20 protein-coding genes are annotated in these 12,778 nt (G+C 57.2%); 14 read left to right on the top strand and 6 right to left on the bottom strand.

What is annotated here, in order from left to right; genetic code table 11:
• Window positions 1-203 precede the first annotated feature (203 nt).
• Both tuf and ATK06_RS11015 read left to right on the top strand, forming a co-directional pair.
• Complete coding sequence (gene tuf, locus ATK06_RS01500) at window positions 204-1,394, top strand: elongation factor Tu (RefSeq protein ID WP_048379947.1); 1,191 nt, start codon at window positions 204-206, stop codon at window positions 1,392-1,394.
• A 93-nt stretch (window positions 1,395-1,487) separates the two neighbouring features.
• A complete protein-coding gene (locus ATK06_RS11015; protein WP_048379945.1) occupies window positions 1,488-2,189 on the top strand; it encodes a hypothetical protein in 702 nt (233 codons plus the stop codon).
• Here the strand turns inward: ATK06_RS11015 and amaP are convergent.
• Genes amaP through ATK06_RS01470 form a run of 6 tightly spaced genes read right to left on the bottom strand, consistent with a single transcriptional unit; the run spans window position 2,164 to window position 5,393 of the window.
• Window positions 2,164-2,721, bottom strand: coding sequence for an alkaline shock response membrane anchor protein AmaP (amaP, locus tag ATK06_RS01495; RefSeq protein WP_053072723.1), 558 nt, complete (start codon window positions 2,719-2,721; stop codon window positions 2,164-2,166). The genes ATK06_RS11015 and amaP overlap by 26 nt on opposite strands.
• Window positions 2,714-3,403 carry an Asp23/Gls24 family envelope stress response protein gene (locus ATK06_RS01490; protein ID WP_053072720.1) on the bottom strand — a complete coding sequence of 230 codons (690 nt, stop codon included), beginning with the start codon at window positions 3,401-3,403 and terminating at the stop codon, window positions 2,714-2,716. Before ATK06_RS01490 ends, amaP begins: the two co-directional genes overlap by 8 nt.
• A gap of 5 nt (window positions 3,404-3,408) precedes the next feature.
• A complete protein-coding gene (locus ATK06_RS01485; protein ID WP_053072718.1) occupies window positions 3,409-4,296 on the bottom strand; it encodes an Asp23/Gls24 family envelope stress response protein in 888 nt (295 codons plus the stop codon).
• A complete protein-coding gene (locus ATK06_RS01480) occupies window positions 4,293-4,490 on the bottom strand; it encodes a hypothetical protein (RefSeq protein ID WP_048379943.1) in 198 nt (65 codons plus the stop codon). The genes ATK06_RS01485 and ATK06_RS01480 overlap by 4 nt, the downstream gene beginning before the upstream one ends.
• 39 nt (window positions 4,491-4,529) lie before the next feature.
• Window positions 4,530-4,859, bottom strand: a complete 330-nt coding sequence (locus ATK06_RS01475) for a hypothetical protein (protein WP_048379939.1) — start codon at window positions 4,857-4,859, stop codon at window positions 4,530-4,532.
• Window positions 4,860-4,862: 3 nt separating this feature from the next.
• A complete protein-coding gene (locus tag ATK06_RS01470; protein WP_083985968.1) occupies window positions 4,863-5,393 on the bottom strand; it encodes an Asp23/Gls24 family envelope stress response protein in 531 nt (176 codons plus the stop codon).
• Window positions 5,394-6,009: 616 nt separating this feature from the next.
• Between ATK06_RS01470 and rpsJ the strand changes: the two genes are divergently transcribed.
• The 12 genes from rpsJ (at window position 6,010) to ATK06_RS01410 (ending at window position 12,711) form a co-directional block, all read left to right on the top strand.
• Window positions 6,010-6,315 (top strand): 30S ribosomal protein S10, encoded by a 306-nt coding sequence (gene rpsJ, locus ATK06_RS01465; RefSeq protein ID WP_003854291.1) that lies wholly within the window; start codon window positions 6,010-6,012, stop codon window positions 6,313-6,315.
• A 27-nt stretch (window positions 6,316-6,342) separates the two neighbouring features.
• Complete coding sequence (gene rplC / locus ATK06_RS01460) at window positions 6,343-6,993, top strand: 50S ribosomal protein L3 (RefSeq protein WP_048379937.1); 651 nt, start codon at window positions 6,343-6,345, stop codon at window positions 6,991-6,993.
• Window positions 6,994-6,995: 2 nt separating this feature from the next.
• Complete coding sequence (gene rplD, locus ATK06_RS01455) at window positions 6,996-7,652, top strand: 50S ribosomal protein L4 (RefSeq protein WP_048379936.1); 657 nt, start codon at window positions 6,996-6,998, stop codon at window positions 7,650-7,652.
• Window positions 7,652-7,954 carry a 50S ribosomal protein L23 gene (gene rplW, locus ATK06_RS01450; protein ID WP_048379934.1) on the top strand — a complete coding sequence of 101 codons (303 nt, stop codon included), beginning with the start codon at window positions 7,652-7,654 and terminating at the stop codon, window positions 7,952-7,954. Before rplD ends, rplW begins: the two co-directional genes overlap by 1 nt.
• A gap of 42 nt (window positions 7,955-7,996) precedes the next feature.
• Entirely contained in the window at window positions 7,997-8,833 is an 837-nt protein-coding gene (rplB, locus tag ATK06_RS01445) for a 50S ribosomal protein L2 (protein WP_098388714.1), read from the top strand.
• Between the two features lie 15 nt (window positions 8,834-8,848).
• A complete protein-coding gene (gene rpsS, locus ATK06_RS01440; protein ID WP_048379932.1) occupies window positions 8,849-9,127 on the top strand; it encodes a 30S ribosomal protein S19 in 279 nt (92 codons plus the stop codon).
• A 3-nt stretch (window positions 9,128-9,130) separates the two neighbouring features.
• Entirely contained in the window at window positions 9,131-9,493 is a 363-nt protein-coding gene (rplV, locus tag ATK06_RS01435) for a 50S ribosomal protein L22 (protein WP_048379930.1), read from the top strand.
• Complete coding sequence (gene rpsC, locus ATK06_RS01430; protein ID WP_098388713.1) at window positions 9,493-10,239, top strand: 30S ribosomal protein S3; 747 nt, start codon at window positions 9,493-9,495, stop codon at window positions 10,237-10,239. The genes rplV and rpsC overlap by 1 nt, the downstream gene beginning before the upstream one ends.
• 6 nt (window positions 10,240-10,245) lie before the next feature.
• On the top strand, window positions 10,246-10,662 hold the full coding sequence (rplP, locus tag ATK06_RS01425; protein ID WP_048379928.1) for a 50S ribosomal protein L16: 417 nt from the start codon (window positions 10,246-10,248) through the stop codon (window positions 10,660-10,662).
• A complete protein-coding gene (gene rpmC / locus ATK06_RS01420; RefSeq protein ID WP_048379926.1) occupies window positions 10,662-10,892 on the top strand; it encodes a 50S ribosomal protein L29 in 231 nt (76 codons plus the stop codon). Before rplP ends, rpmC begins: the two co-directional genes overlap by 1 nt.
• Before the next feature lie 2 nt (window positions 10,893-10,894).
• A complete protein-coding gene (gene rpsQ, locus ATK06_RS01415) occupies window positions 10,895-11,173 on the top strand; it encodes a 30S ribosomal protein S17 (protein ID WP_048379923.1) in 279 nt (92 codons plus the stop codon).
• Between the two features lie 182 nt (window positions 11,174-11,355).
• Window positions 11,356-12,711, top strand: coding sequence for a Na+/H+ antiporter family protein (locus tag ATK06_RS01410; protein ID WP_048379922.1), 1,356 nt, complete (start codon window positions 11,356-11,358; stop codon window positions 12,709-12,711).
• The last annotated feature ends 67 nt before the right edge of the window (window positions 12,712-12,778 follow it).

The raw sequence follows: 12,778 nt of genomic DNA, 5'->3' as shown, positions 1-12,778 counted from the left end.
TGGCCGTTACGACGACCCGAAGTACTTGGGTTCGAGTGTCACGGCCGAAAGGCTTTCATGGCTTGAAAAAGCCGTGACTAAAACCTAGTATTGTGTAACTGGCACATTGTAAGTGCAGATCTGGTCGAAACATGGCCAGTTTGTACATGTAAATCTCGTGGCTGCGAAAGTCGTAGCCACCACGAAGTCCAGGAGGACATACAGTGGCAAAGGCGAAGTTCGAGCGTAATAAACCGCACGTAAACATTGGTACCATCGGTCACGTTGACCACGGTAAGACCACCACCACCGCAGCTATCACCAAGGTGTTGGCTGACCAGTACCCGGACGAGAACGAGTCCTTCGCTTACGACGCTATTGACAAGGCGCCGGAGGAGAAGGAACGTGGTATTACCATTAACATCTCCCACGTCGAGTACAACACCCCTAAGCGTCACTACGCACACGTCGACGCTCCAGGTCACGCTGACTACATCAAGAACATGATCACCGGTGCTGCACAGATGGACGGCGCTATTCTTGTTGTTGCTGCAACCGACGGCCCAATGCCTCAGACCCGTGAGCACGTTCTGCTTGCTCGTCAGGTCGGCGTTCCTTACATCCTCGTTGCACTGAACAAGTGCGACATGGTCGACGACGAAGAAATCATCGAGCTCGTCGAGATGGAAATCCGTGAACTGCTCGCAGAGCAGGACTACGATGAGGAAGCTCCTATCGTTCACATCTCCGCTCTGGGCGCCCTGAACGGCGAGCAGAAGTGGGTTGACTCCATCGTCGAACTGATGGAAGCTTGCGACAACTCCATCCCAGACCCAGTTCGCGACATCGACCACCCATTCCTGATGCCTATCGAGGACATCTTCACCATTACCGGTCGCGGTACCGTTGTTACCGGCCGTGTCGAGCGTGGCCGTCTCAACGTCAACGAAGAAGTTGAGATCATCGGTATCAAGGACAAGTCCCAGAAGACCACCGTCACCGGTATCGAGATGTTCCGCAAGATGCTGGACTACACCGAAGCTGGCGACAACTGTGGTCTGCTGCTCCGCGGCATCGGCCGTGAGGATGTCGAGCGTGGCCAGGTTATCATCAAGCCAGGCGCTTACACCCCTCACTCTGAGTTCGAGGGCTCTGTCTACGTCCTGTCCAAGGACGAGGGTGGCCGCCACACCCCATTCTTCGACAACTACCGTCCACAGTTCTACTTCCGCACCACCGACGTGACCGGCGTTGTGCACCTCCCAGAGGGCACCGAGATGGTCATGCCTGGTGACAACGTAGACATGCGCGTTGAGCTGATCCAGCCTGTCGCAATGGACGAAGGCCTGCGCTTCGCTATCCGCGAAGGCTCCCGCACCGTTGGCGCTGGCCGCGTCACCAAGATCATCAAGTAATAACACTTGAAGGATCTAGGGCCTAAGTCCTAAACCAAGGACCCGCACACCACTGAGTGTGCGGGTCCTTTAGTATCACTACAGTAGACTCACATGGACAACCTCGATCCAACGCGAATCCCAACAATCCTCGGAATTCTCCAAGAGGCCTGGGAAGGGCAATCCGACCTCACCCTCGCCCAACTATGGGGTGTACTCGAGAACCAAGGAATTTCGTGGGGATCGTCAGACGCAGACATCGCGGCAGTTCTGCAGGAATTAGTACGCCGCCATCCGGCGCGGGTCTCTTCGCACGGCAGTGATATCTACTCGGTCGAGCTTAACTCCCTACGCGAGGGTTCATATAGCGGATCGCTTGTCGTTTCACCCGAGCAGCGGACAATAGTGGTGAATCGGGATTCCGGGACAATTCCTGTTGCCTGGAAATACAGCGGCCAGCCACTGATTCAGCGGTCTCGACCGGTGCGAATTACTGACAGGGACGGCAATGTCCATGTGTTAGGTATAGCTGGTCTCATTACCGCCTATTCGCAACCGACTTTCGTTCTGAACGGACTGATTCAACGTAACCGCGGCGGTGGATCGTGGCTGATTGAGTTAGCTGACGGCTCTTCCGTATTCGTCGGCGGTAAGCTTCGTATCGCGCACAAGGGAAACAGATCCTTGTCGGTATTGGAACGGACATGGCAGGTCCTCGGCACCGTTGAAATAGGTGAACCCCTCCGCATAGACGGAGAGGTTTACGCTGATGTGGAAGCCGTATGGCCCGTTAGCTTTCCACGGGTCCTAGATTGAGGATAAACCGAGTATCTATATCCATGTCGCCGATTGCTGCGCGGACGTCCTGCTCCACGGACTGCAAGTGAGAGCGGAGAGCTTTAATATCGATCGTCGGGTCGGCCTTAATAGTCCACTGCATCGTGGGGCGGTGACGATCCATCGCGACTTTATGTCGCGTGTCGTTAACCCGCGGAAACTCGGACAGTTGGGTGCTGACGGCCGCGGCGATACGTGCGACAGCAATGTCGATGGAACCGTCCTCGTTCGATGCTGACGAGGGGCGCTTATTAAAGCGACGGGCCCGGAGATTGGAAATCAAGTAAGCGAGCCCAAGAATCACGCACAGTAACGTGACCACTCCGAGGGCCACATCCATCCAGCCAGTTGCGGCAAAATCAGTAAGGTGACGTGCGTCAAATTGCGCGTTGAAATCCATCACCTGTGGTACCTGGAAATACACAAGCGCACCGTACACACCGCCGGCGAGAGCAATGAGGCCAAGGAGAATAAGAAGGAATCGATCCCAGCCAGCAAGTTGTTTACTCATTGCTGACCTCCTTTACGTCAATAGCAATCGTGCGACTATCGCCGAAGACACTCGTAGCATAAGCACGGATGGTTTCCGCGGTGCGATGCGCAAGTGTCGAGGGCGAGGCTGGGGTGGCGGTGTCGTCGATAAGCACATCCAAATTGCCGCCTGCCGCCGAAGCAGCCTCAGCATGGTGTGCCACCTGCGTTGCATCGGCGTCGGTTGTGGTGCGGGCACCTTCGCCAGTTGTGGACTTCGCTTGAATAGTGACCACTTGGGTGATCTTGTTTTTACGCACTGTCGTCGTAGCATTCTGTACGCCCGGCTGGCGTTTGGCGAAAGCAGTGAGATGGCGCGCGATATCGACTGGGCGTGCCCATAACGACACCTCGGCGGGAATTGCGCTATGGGTACGAGGGCGTGGCTTCACTCCGGCAATGAAGAAAATCAGGCCGACGACGAGAGCTACGACAGAGGCAATCGTCATCCATTGGTGATAGTCGTTCGTTGCCAGGCTATCGAGCACCGGGTCGATCCAGCTTTCCCACCTGATGCCCTCGAAATTGCGGAGCAAAAGCTCGCGGCCGGTCACTACGGCAACCGCCAGCAGCAGGAGAGCAACGATGATCGCCCACCAGCGCGCAGACGGCGATCCCTTCGGCTCCAGGGCGCGGGAATTCTGTTGGTCATGAGAACTCATCGCTGCTACCTCCTTCCTTGACGGATACGAGTGGGGCGGATTTCAATCGGAATCTCAGGAGCCATGTCGACGACCGCAAACGGCTTCAGCGGCTGCTCGCGAGGTACGCGCGGATGCAACGGAGCATCATGACGTACAGTTTTAACCTTGCGCAGCTGAGGCGGACGGGGAGTACGAACCTTTACCTTAGGTGCCGAGTTATGCACCGAAATCTTCCGCAAAGGCACCTCGCGCGGAATCTCAGGCGTTGGGGCGTCGAATTCTTGGGGAAAATCAGGCGCAAACCTGGGCACGATGGCGCTTTCTTCTGGGGTGCTAGGACGATAGATGTCACAATCGTCCGGCGCGGACACCTCAACAAGATCCTGGTTAGAGTGGACCTCCACATCGACGTGGACGTCGTGAGTCCGCACCGTGACTGGCTTCAAACCGGCTTGCGTGTCCGTAGCAGCGGACTGCGGAATAACGCGAGGCGACGAGACACGCCCGGCATGGTTGCGGCGAACCTCTGGTGTCTGAGCGTTAGGACGAGGCGCTTGCGCAACCTGAGCGGCGGTAATCCTAGAATCGCCGGGCATCACGGAACCCACGTACACGTTGACATGAGTTGCGGCATAGCCAGTGAAAGCTTCTACCCACTCCGCGAAAGTGCTTCGCACTTTTTCGGCAACAGTGACGGTAGGGGCGGGCCATGTAGCGCAGATAAAAGCTTCCACGCTGACGGTTTGCTGCTTGTCGTCGACCATGATGTCGAAACGTGGGAGGCTACGCCCCCCGGGGTTTTCCAAACTCATTCCGACATGCGTGGTTCCGGGGACGGAATCCGCTGCCTGACGGATGATGCGTTCGAGGGCGCGCTCGTCAATGGTGGTGTGACCGACGGCGTTGCTCACCCTCGACCACCTCGATTACTGGTGGCCGAGTCAAGCAACGCGCGGACGTCGATACGACCATCGAGCTGCAACCCGACAATAGTGCCGATGATTCCAAAGAAGAGCGCCCAGAAGAATCCGGACACGCCCCCGAGAATCACCGCAAACGCAAGCGCAAGGCCTGCGAAAAGGCCAATGACGGTGTAATTTTTCATAATTAATTCTTTCCTTGACAGCAGCCGGGGCGTGACACGCTAATGTTCTGGAGTGGAATCAGCTGGGGAGGTGAAGTCATCGAACACGACATCCACGGGAAAATCAACGAAAGTTCCTGCGATTGTGCGGACGGCATCAGCGCGCTCGGTAAGCGGAACGGCACTTGTCGCGTCGGCGATGAGGTGAATCGATAGGCGTTCGGTCCCGTCCTGGGTGTGAATACGTAAACCCGGAACGCGATCGCCTGCAAAAAGCAGAGCGACCTCTCCGAAGAATCCACTCGAGAGGCCGATAATCCCTTCAACACCCACGACTGCGTCGCGGAGGCGGTGTGCATCCTCCGCGCTAATTGGGTCGCGGTATGTCATGGCTTAGTTGACGCGCTTAGGGGCTGCTTCGACCTCGCGGGTCTGGGAAGAGTTGTCTTCGTCCTCGCCAAGGTCCAGGTGGACGTCGGTGACGGTGACGTTGACTTCGGAAACCTCGAGGCCAGTCATACGCTCGATTGCACGAATGATGTTGCGGCGAATAGCTTCTGCCAGTACGTGGATAGCCACGCCGTATTCAGCGACGATGGAGAGGTCTACCGCAGCCTGGGTTTCGCCAACCTCGACGTCAACACCTTGCTGGACGTTCTCGGAACCACCGAAGGTTTCGCGGATAGTGCCCACCATGCGGGCTGCGCCACCACCAAGGGCGTGGACGCCGGTAACCTCACGAGCTGCCAGGCCAGCAATCTTGCTGACGACGACATCCTCGATCACGGTCTTGCCATGGTCGGTATTAGCCGGAGAAGCTGGGTTCGCAGCGTTCTTGTTCGCAGGCTTCGAATCTGGGACGGTCGTGGAAACAACCTCGCCCTGTTCGTCAATGTTGTTCACAGCAGATGGCTTCTGAGTCATAGCTAAATCCTTTTCTTTATGTAGGGGACTGTGTTGTCTCCCACCATACATATTTCCTATCGACGCTGCCCGGTGTGTTATCGGACCGTAATGAGTGTGACGTCGACAACGGATGGCGTCGAAAAGCTCCGAGAAAACTACAGGCTGAAACCTGACGGCACGAGTAAAAAATATTTTTTGGAAGTACTTGCATAGTGTCCAGTTATGTGTTTTAATGCTTGGGTTGCCTCAACATGGCGCACACGAAAGTGCGGGATGGTGAGGTGAACATGACACCTTCGCAGGCTCCATATGGAATCGGAAGGCTCCACCAGATAGCTCAGGCTAGATCAGTGGAGACCGGAGAAGGGGCATGGCAAATAAACAGCGGCAGTGACAGACAACAGGCCAACTCGTCTTCGTCTACTTGGCACAATATCGGGTCTTGTACCCCGTGCCGGGAACTCCTGTGGCGTTTATTTACGCCCGTTGTTACCCGGTCAGTCATGACAGTCAAGTGAAAACAACTGGCGTTGCGCCCGTGCTCTTTAAGCCGGACAACGTTATAGAGAACATCAGGAAGCGAATTCCCACCTCTCCATTGGTGGAAGTGGGACGAAGCGAGGAAGAGGTAAGCGTGGCGGGACAAAAGATCCGCATTCGGCTCAAGGCCTATGACCACGAGGCGATCGACGCGTCTGCACGCAAGATCGTCGAGACCGTGACCCGTACCGGTGCACGCGTTGTTGGCCCTGTGCCGCTGCCCACCGAAAAGAACGTATACGCCGTTATCCGTTCTCCCCATAAGTACAAGGATTCTCGCGAGCACTTCGAGATGCGCACCCACAAGCGCCTGATCGATATTCTCGACCCGACGCCGAAGACGGTAGATGCTCTTATGCGCATCGACCTTCCGGCAAGCGTTGATGTGAACATCCAGTAATCGACGGAACTTTGGCGGAGAATACTAATGAGTGAAAACGAGATCAAGGGAATTCTGGGCACCAAGCTCGGCATGACCCAGGTCTTCGACGAGGAGAACCGCGTTGTACCGGTCACCGTCGTTGAAGCTGGACCGTGCGTGGTCACCCAGATCCGTACCCCAGAAAAAGATGGCTACAGCGCCATCCAGATTGCTTATGGCGAAATTGATCCACGCAAGGTCAACAAGCCAGAAACCGGCCACTTCAAGAAGGCCGGCGTCACCCCACGTCGCCACGTTGCAGAAATCCGCATGGATGACACCTCTGCATACGAGGTAGGCCAGGACATTACCGTTGAGCTGTTCCAGGACGTCGAGCTTGTCGACGTCACCGGAACCACCAAGGGTAAGGGCTTCGCGGGTGGCATGAAGCGCCACGGCTTTGCAGGCCAGGGTGCTGCACACGGTAACCAGGCTGCACACCGTCGCGTCGGTGGCATCGGTGCCGCTGCAACCCCAGGTCGCATCTTCAAGGGTAAGCGCATGGCTGGCCGCATGGGTCAGGACCGCGTTACCACCCAGAATCTGAAGATTCAGAAGATCGACGCTGAATCCAACCTGTTGCTCATCAAGGGCGCAATCCCGGGCAACCGTGGCGGAATCGTAACCGTTAAGACCGCAGTGAAGGGCGGTGCCTAAGCATGACCAATCTAAAATTGGACGTCCACACCGCTGACGGTAAGACCGACGGCCAGGTAGAGCTTCCTGCAGAGATCTTCGACCGCGAAGCATCTGTTGCACTTATGCACCAGGTCGTCATCGCGCAGCAGGCTGCTGCACGTCAGGGCACCCACTCCACCAAGACCCGCGGCGAGGTCCGCGGCGGTGGACGCAAGCCATGGCGTCAGAAGGGCACCGGCCGTGCCCGTCAGGGCTCCACCCGTGCTCCTCAGTGGACCGGTGGCGGCACTGTCTTCGGCCCGAAGCCGCGCGATTACTCGCAGCGCACCCCTAAGAAGATGAAGGCTGCAGCTCTGTTCGGCGCACTGACCAACCGTGCGACAAACGAGCGCATCCACGTCATCACCGAGCTGGTTCCAGGTCAGACCCCATCGACGAAGGCAGCACGTACCTTCATCGAGCGTCTCACCCCGAACAAGTCGGTTCTCCTGGTCATCGGCCGTGAGGACGAGAACGCACGTCGCAGCGCTAACAACCTGCCAAACGTTCACATCCTCAACCCAGACCAGCTGAACACCTACGATGTGCTCAACTCCGATGACGTTGTGTTCTCCGTAGAGGCACTGCACACCTTCATCAACCGCGCCACTGGTGCGGACAAGGAGGAGAACAACTAATGGCTAAGATCTACAACCCGCGAGACATCATCCTCGCGCCAGTAGTCTCTGAGAAGTCCTACGGCCTCATGGAACAGAACACCTACACGTTCTTCGTTGCTAAGGACTCCAACAAGACTCAGATCAAGCAAGCCGTGGAGGAAATCTTCGGCGTGAAGGTTGCTTCTGTGAACACCGTAAACCGCGACGGCAAGCGCAAGCGCACCCGTACCGGCTACGGCTACCGCAAGGACACCAAGCGCGCGTATGTAACCCTCCGTGAGGGCAGCGACTCCATCGACATCTTCGGCGGCGCAGCCTAATAACGGGCCGCACCAACAGAGTCGAGAAGTAAAGGACACATTATGGCTATTCGTAAGTACAAGCCGACAACCCCGGGTCGCCGCCAGAGCTCCGTCTCCGAGTTCAGCGAGATTACTCGCTCTACCCCTGAGAAGAGCCTGCTGCGCCCGCTGCACAAGACCGGTGGCCGTAACTCCCACGGTCACATCACCACCCGCCACCGTGGTGGCGGACACAAGCGTCGTTACCGCGTCATCGACTTCCGTCGCAATGACAAGGACGGCATTCCGGCAAAGGTCGCTCACATCGAGTACGACCCGAACCGTACTGCTAACATCGCGCTGCTGCACTACGCCGACGGTGAAAAGCGTTACATCATCGCTCCCAAGGGTCTGACCCAGGGCACCATCGTCGAGGCTGGGAAGAACGCAGACATCAAGGTTGGCAACAACCTCCCACTGCGCAACATCCCAACCGGTACCACCATCCACGCTGTGGAGCTCAAGCCAGGCGCAGGTGCAAAGCTTGCACGTTCCGCTGGCGCTTCCATCCAGCTGCTGGGTAAGGAGCACAACTACGCAGTTCTGCGTATGCCGTCCTCCGAGATCCGTCGCGTCTCCATCGACTGCCGTGCATCCATCGGCGAAGTTGGTAACGCAGACCAGATCAACATCCGCTGGGGTAAGGCCGGCCGTATGCGTTGGAAGGGCTGGCGCCCAACCGTTCGTGGTGTTGTCATGAACCCTGTCGACCACCCACACGGTGGTGGTGAAGGTAAGACCTCGGGTGGCCGTCACCCAGTGTCCCCATGGGGCCAGAAGGAAGGCCGTACCCGCAACCCGAACCGGTACTCCAACAACATGATCGTGCGTCGTCGCCGGTCCAACAAGAAGCGCTAAGAGGAGGTAAGTCAAATGCCACGCAGCCTGAAGAAGGGCCCGTTCGTCGATGAGCACCTCCTCAACAAGGTCGATGCTCAGAACGAAAAGGGCACCAAGCAGGTCATCAAGACCTGGTCCCGCCGGTCCACCATTCTTCCCGAATTCATCGGTCACACCTTCGCCGTCCACGACGGTCGCAAGCATGTGCCAGTTTTCGTGGATGACTCCATGGTTGGCCACAAGCTGGGCGAATTCGCACCTACCAAGACCTTCAAGGGTCACGTCAAGTCCGATCAGAAGGGACGGCGATAAGCGATGAGTGAGACCATCACCAGCGCACGCGCCACCGCGCGCTACCAGCGCATCAGCCCAATGAAGGCACGTCGTGTACTCGATCTCGTTCGCGGCAAGTCTGTTTCCGAAGCGCTTGCAATCCTGAAGTACGCACCTCAGGGTGCCGCAAAGCAGGTTGCAAAGATTGTTGCTTCCGCAGCTGCAAACGCAGAGAACAATTTCGGTCTGGATCCAGCAACCCTGGTTGTCTCCGAGGCATACGCTAACGAGGGCCCAACCATGCGTCGCTACCAGCCACGTGCCCAGGGCCGTGCATTCCAGATCCGCAAGCGCACCAGCCACATCACCGTGGTTGTCGCTTCCCAGAAGGAAGGGGCCAAGTAGTGGGCCAGAAGATTCATCCTCACGGCCTCCGGCTGGGAATCACTTCCGACTGGAAGTCCCACTGGTACGCCGACAAGCAGTACAAGGATTACGTCGCTGAAGACATCAAGATCCGCGAGTTCCTGTCCAAGGGCCTGGAACGCGCTGGTATCGCCGATGTAGTCATCGAACGCACCCGCGACCGCGTTCGTGTGGACATCCACACCGCTCGTCCGGGCATCGTCATCGGCCGTCGTGGATCCGAGGCTGACCGCATCCGCCGTGAGCTGGAGAAGCTCACCGGCAAGCAGGTTGCCCTCAACATCCTCGAGGTCAAGAACATCGATGCAAACGCTCAGCTTGTAGCGCAGTCCGTTGCAGACCAGCTGGCAAACCGCGTGGCATTCCGCCGCGCGATGCGCAAGGCTGTTCAGTCCGCAATGCGTCAGCCACACATCAAGGGCATCAAGATTCAATGCTCCGGCCGTCTGGGCGGTGCTGAGATGTCCCGCACCGAGCGCTACCACGAAGGCCGTGTGCCACTGCACACCCTTCGTGCAGAAATCGACTACGGCTTCCACGAGGCCCACACCACCTTCGGCCGTATCGGCGTCAAGGTGTGGCTCTACAAGGGTGACGTTGTCGGTGGCGTTCGCGAGTCCGAGCTGAACGCTCCGTCTGAGCGTCGTGGCCGTGGCGATCGTCCTGGCCGTAACCGTCGCGGTGGTCAGCGTCGTCCACGTGCTGAAAAGAAGCAGGAGGGCTAAACACCAATGCTTATTCCTAAGCGCGTCAAGTACCGTCGCCAGCACCGTCCGCACCGTAGCGGCGTGTCCAAGGGCGGTAACCGCATTCAATACGGTGATTACGCCATCCAGGCTCTCGAGCCGGCATACATCACCAACCGCCAGATTGAGGCAGCTCGTATTGCCATCAACCGCCACGTCAAGCGTGGTGGCAAGGTTTGGATCACCATCTTCCCAGACCGTCCGTTGACCCAGAAGCCACTCGGGGTTCGTATGGGTTCCGGTAAGGGTCCAGTGGAAAAGTGGATTGCAAACGTCAAGCCTGGTCGCATTCTCTTCGAGATGAGCTACCCGAACGAAGAAACCGCACTGGAAGCTCTGCGCCGCGCAGGCCAGAAGCTGCCTTGCAAGGTGCGCATCGTTAAGAAGGAGGACCAGTTCTAATGGCTGCAGGTACCCCCGCACATGAGTACCGCGAACTGAACGCGGAAGAACTCAACGAGCGTCTGGCTGAGGCCAAGGAAGAGCTGTTCAACCTGCGCTTCCAGGCCGCAACCGGCCAGCTGACCAACAACCGCCGCCTTCGCACGGTCAAGCGCGACATCGCCCGCATTTACACGGTTATCCGCGAGCGTGAGCTGGGCCTGTCCGTCGTTCCGGGAGCTGAGGCTTAATTATGAGTGAGGCAAACGTGAACAAGAAGGAAAAGGGTGCTCCAAAGGTTCGCACCGGCTACGTAGTCTCTGACAAGATGCAGAAGACCATCGTCGTCGAGATCGAGGACCGCAAGCAGCACGCACTGTACGGCAAGATTATGCGCACGAACTCTCGCGTGAAGGCGCATGACGAGAACGAAGAAGCAGGCGTAGGCGACCGCGTACGTATCGCGGAAACCCGCCCGCTGTCCAAGGACAAGCACTTCCGTCTCCTCGAGATCATCGAGAAGGCTAAGTAAGCTTTCCTGGTTGAAGCCACCCTTCGGGGTGGCTTTTTCTTTTGCTTATCGACGCCCTTCCGGCTGCCAGTCTTCCCGTGCTCGAAATCGACGGCTTCGGGTGTACCCATTATGGGGCAAGACCCAGGAAGTTCTCTGAATATTTTTATTTTTAACGTGCGTTAGCACTAGTGTTTATACCCATGAATGCTGTTCTTATTGCCGTCATCGTGATGCTACTGCTCTCGGTGTGTCGTGTGCATGTAGTTTTGGCGCTGTTCATCGGTGCCGTCGTTGGCGGCCTGTTGGCCGGTATGGGCCTGGAGGCCACCATGGTTGCCTTCCAGGAAGGCCTGCAGGGAGGGGCGAAGATTGCGCTGAGTTACGCTCTTCTCGGTGCGTTCGCTATGGCCGTTGCTGCGTCTGGACTTCCCAAAGTGTTGGCAAACTGGCTTATTAGCCGTCTTGGGGTGAGTACGGAAACTGGTAAGAATCGCACGGTGTTCCTGACCAAACTTGGTATGCTCGCCGGCATTTTGGCAATGTCCGTGATGTCGCAGAACCTCATCCCCGTACACATTGCTTTCATTCCGTTGCTGATTCCACCACTGTTGGTGGTGTTTAACCGCCTACAACTGGATCGCCGCCTGGTCACATGTATTTTGACGTTCGGTCTGGTGACCACATACATGTGGATCCCCGTCGGCTTCGGTTCGATCTTCTTGAATGACATCTTGCTCGGCAACATTGAGAAGGCTGGAATGGATGTCTCCGGCATCAACGTGATGCAAACGATGACCATTCCTGCGCTCGGTATGGTTGCAGGTTTAGCAATCGCAACATTTAGTTACCGGAAGCCCCGCGTCTACGCGGACGTTGCTGTCGACACAGGCGGCGAGCACGAGGCAGGCGACGAAATCTCGAAGTACAAGATTGGTGTCTCCCTGCTGGCTATCTTCGCTACCTTCGCTGTGCAGGTGGCAATGCAATCGGTTGGAACAGATGCGGACTCGCTTCTGGTCGGCGCCTTGGTTGGTTTGTCTATCTTCATGTTGACTGGCGCTGTGAACTGGCGCGAGGCAGATGACGTGTTCACCAACGGCATGAAGATGATGGCGCTCATCGGCTTTATCATGATCACTGCTCAAGGCTTCGCGGCCGTGATGGGTGCGACTGGGGAAGTGGAATCGCTCGTCGAAACTTCTGCTGAACTGTTTGGCTCCAACAAGGCAATGGCTGCCATCGTGATGCTTATCATCGGGCTCGTGGTCACCATGGGCATTGGTTCTTCGTTCTCCACGCTGCCTATCATCGCGACAATCTACGTCCCACTGTGTGCGGCACTGGGATTCTCGCCGGCGGCCACGATTGCAATCATCGGTACGTCCGGTGCGCTGGGCGACGCCGGCTCGCCAGCGTCGGACTCCACCCTCGGGCCAACAGCAGGTCTGAATGCAGACGGCCAGCATGATCACATTCGCGATTCTGTGATCCCTACGTTCCTGCACTTTAATATTCCGCTTTTGATTTCGGGTTTCATAGCAGCGATGGTGCTGTAGCACGGATACACGGTTAGACGCCCGGTTGTTGTATGCAACCGGGCTTCGTCGTGAAGCGAGTAAAATC

The organism is Corynebacterium renale (genome assembly GCF_002563965.1).
GTDB lineage: Bacteria > Actinomycetota > Actinomycetes > Mycobacteriales > Mycobacteriaceae > Corynebacterium > Corynebacterium renale.
The sequence above is the reverse complement of the archived record's forward strand: the minus strand, read 5'-3'. Positions and strand labels throughout refer to the sequence as shown.

Coding starts and splice junctions, on each gene's coding strand:
- ATK06_RS11015 (WP_048379945.1), top strand. CDS start 1,488: ATGGACAACCTCGATCCAACGCGAATCCCAACAATCCTCGGAATTCTC.
- ATK06_RS01490 (WP_053072720.1), bottom strand. CDS start 3,403: ATGAGTTCTCATGACCAACAGAATTCCCGCGCCCTGGAGCCGAAGGGA.
- ATK06_RS01410 (WP_048379922.1), top strand. CDS start 11,356: ATGAATGCTGTTCTTATTGCCGTCATCGTGATGCTACTGCTCTCGGTG.
- rplV (WP_048379930.1), top strand. CDS start 9,131: ATGAGTGAGACCATCACCAGCGCACGCGCCACCGCGCGCTACCAGCGC.
- rplP (WP_048379928.1), top strand. CDS start 10,246: ATGCTTATTCCTAAGCGCGTCAAGTACCGTCGCCAGCACCGTCCGCAC.
- ATK06_RS01475 (WP_048379939.1), bottom strand. CDS start 4,859: ATGACATACCGCGACCCAATTAGCGCGGAGGATGCACACCGCCTCCGC.
- ATK06_RS01480 (WP_048379943.1), bottom strand. CDS start 4,490: ATGAAAAATTACACCGTCATTGGCCTTTTCGCAGGCCTTGCGCTTGCG.
- rpsQ (WP_048379923.1), top strand. CDS start 10,895: ATGAGTGAGGCAAACGTGAACAAGAAGGAAAAGGGTGCTCCAAAGGTT.
- rplC (WP_048379937.1), top strand. CDS start 6,343: ATGAGTGAAAACGAGATCAAGGGAATTCTGGGCACCAAGCTCGGCATG.
- ATK06_RS01470 (WP_083985968.1), bottom strand. CDS start 5,393: ATGACTCAGAAGCCATCTGCTGTGAACAACATTGACGAACAGGGCGAG.
- amaP (WP_053072723.1), bottom strand. CDS start 2,721: ATGAGTAAACAACTTGCTGGCTGGGATCGATTCCTTCTTATTCTCCTT.
- rplB (WP_098388714.1), top strand. CDS start 7,997: ATGGCTATTCGTAAGTACAAGCCGACAACCCCGGGTCGCCGCCAGAGC.
- rplW (WP_048379934.1), top strand. CDS start 7,652: ATGGCTAAGATCTACAACCCGCGAGACATCATCCTCGCGCCAGTAGTC.
- rpsS (WP_048379932.1), top strand. CDS start 8,849: ATGCCACGCAGCCTGAAGAAGGGCCCGTTCGTCGATGAGCACCTCCTC.
- rplD (WP_048379936.1), top strand. CDS start 6,996: ATGACCAATCTAAAATTGGACGTCCACACCGCTGACGGTAAGACCGAC.
- rpmC (WP_048379926.1), top strand. CDS start 10,662: ATGGCTGCAGGTACCCCCGCACATGAGTACCGCGAACTGAACGCGGAA.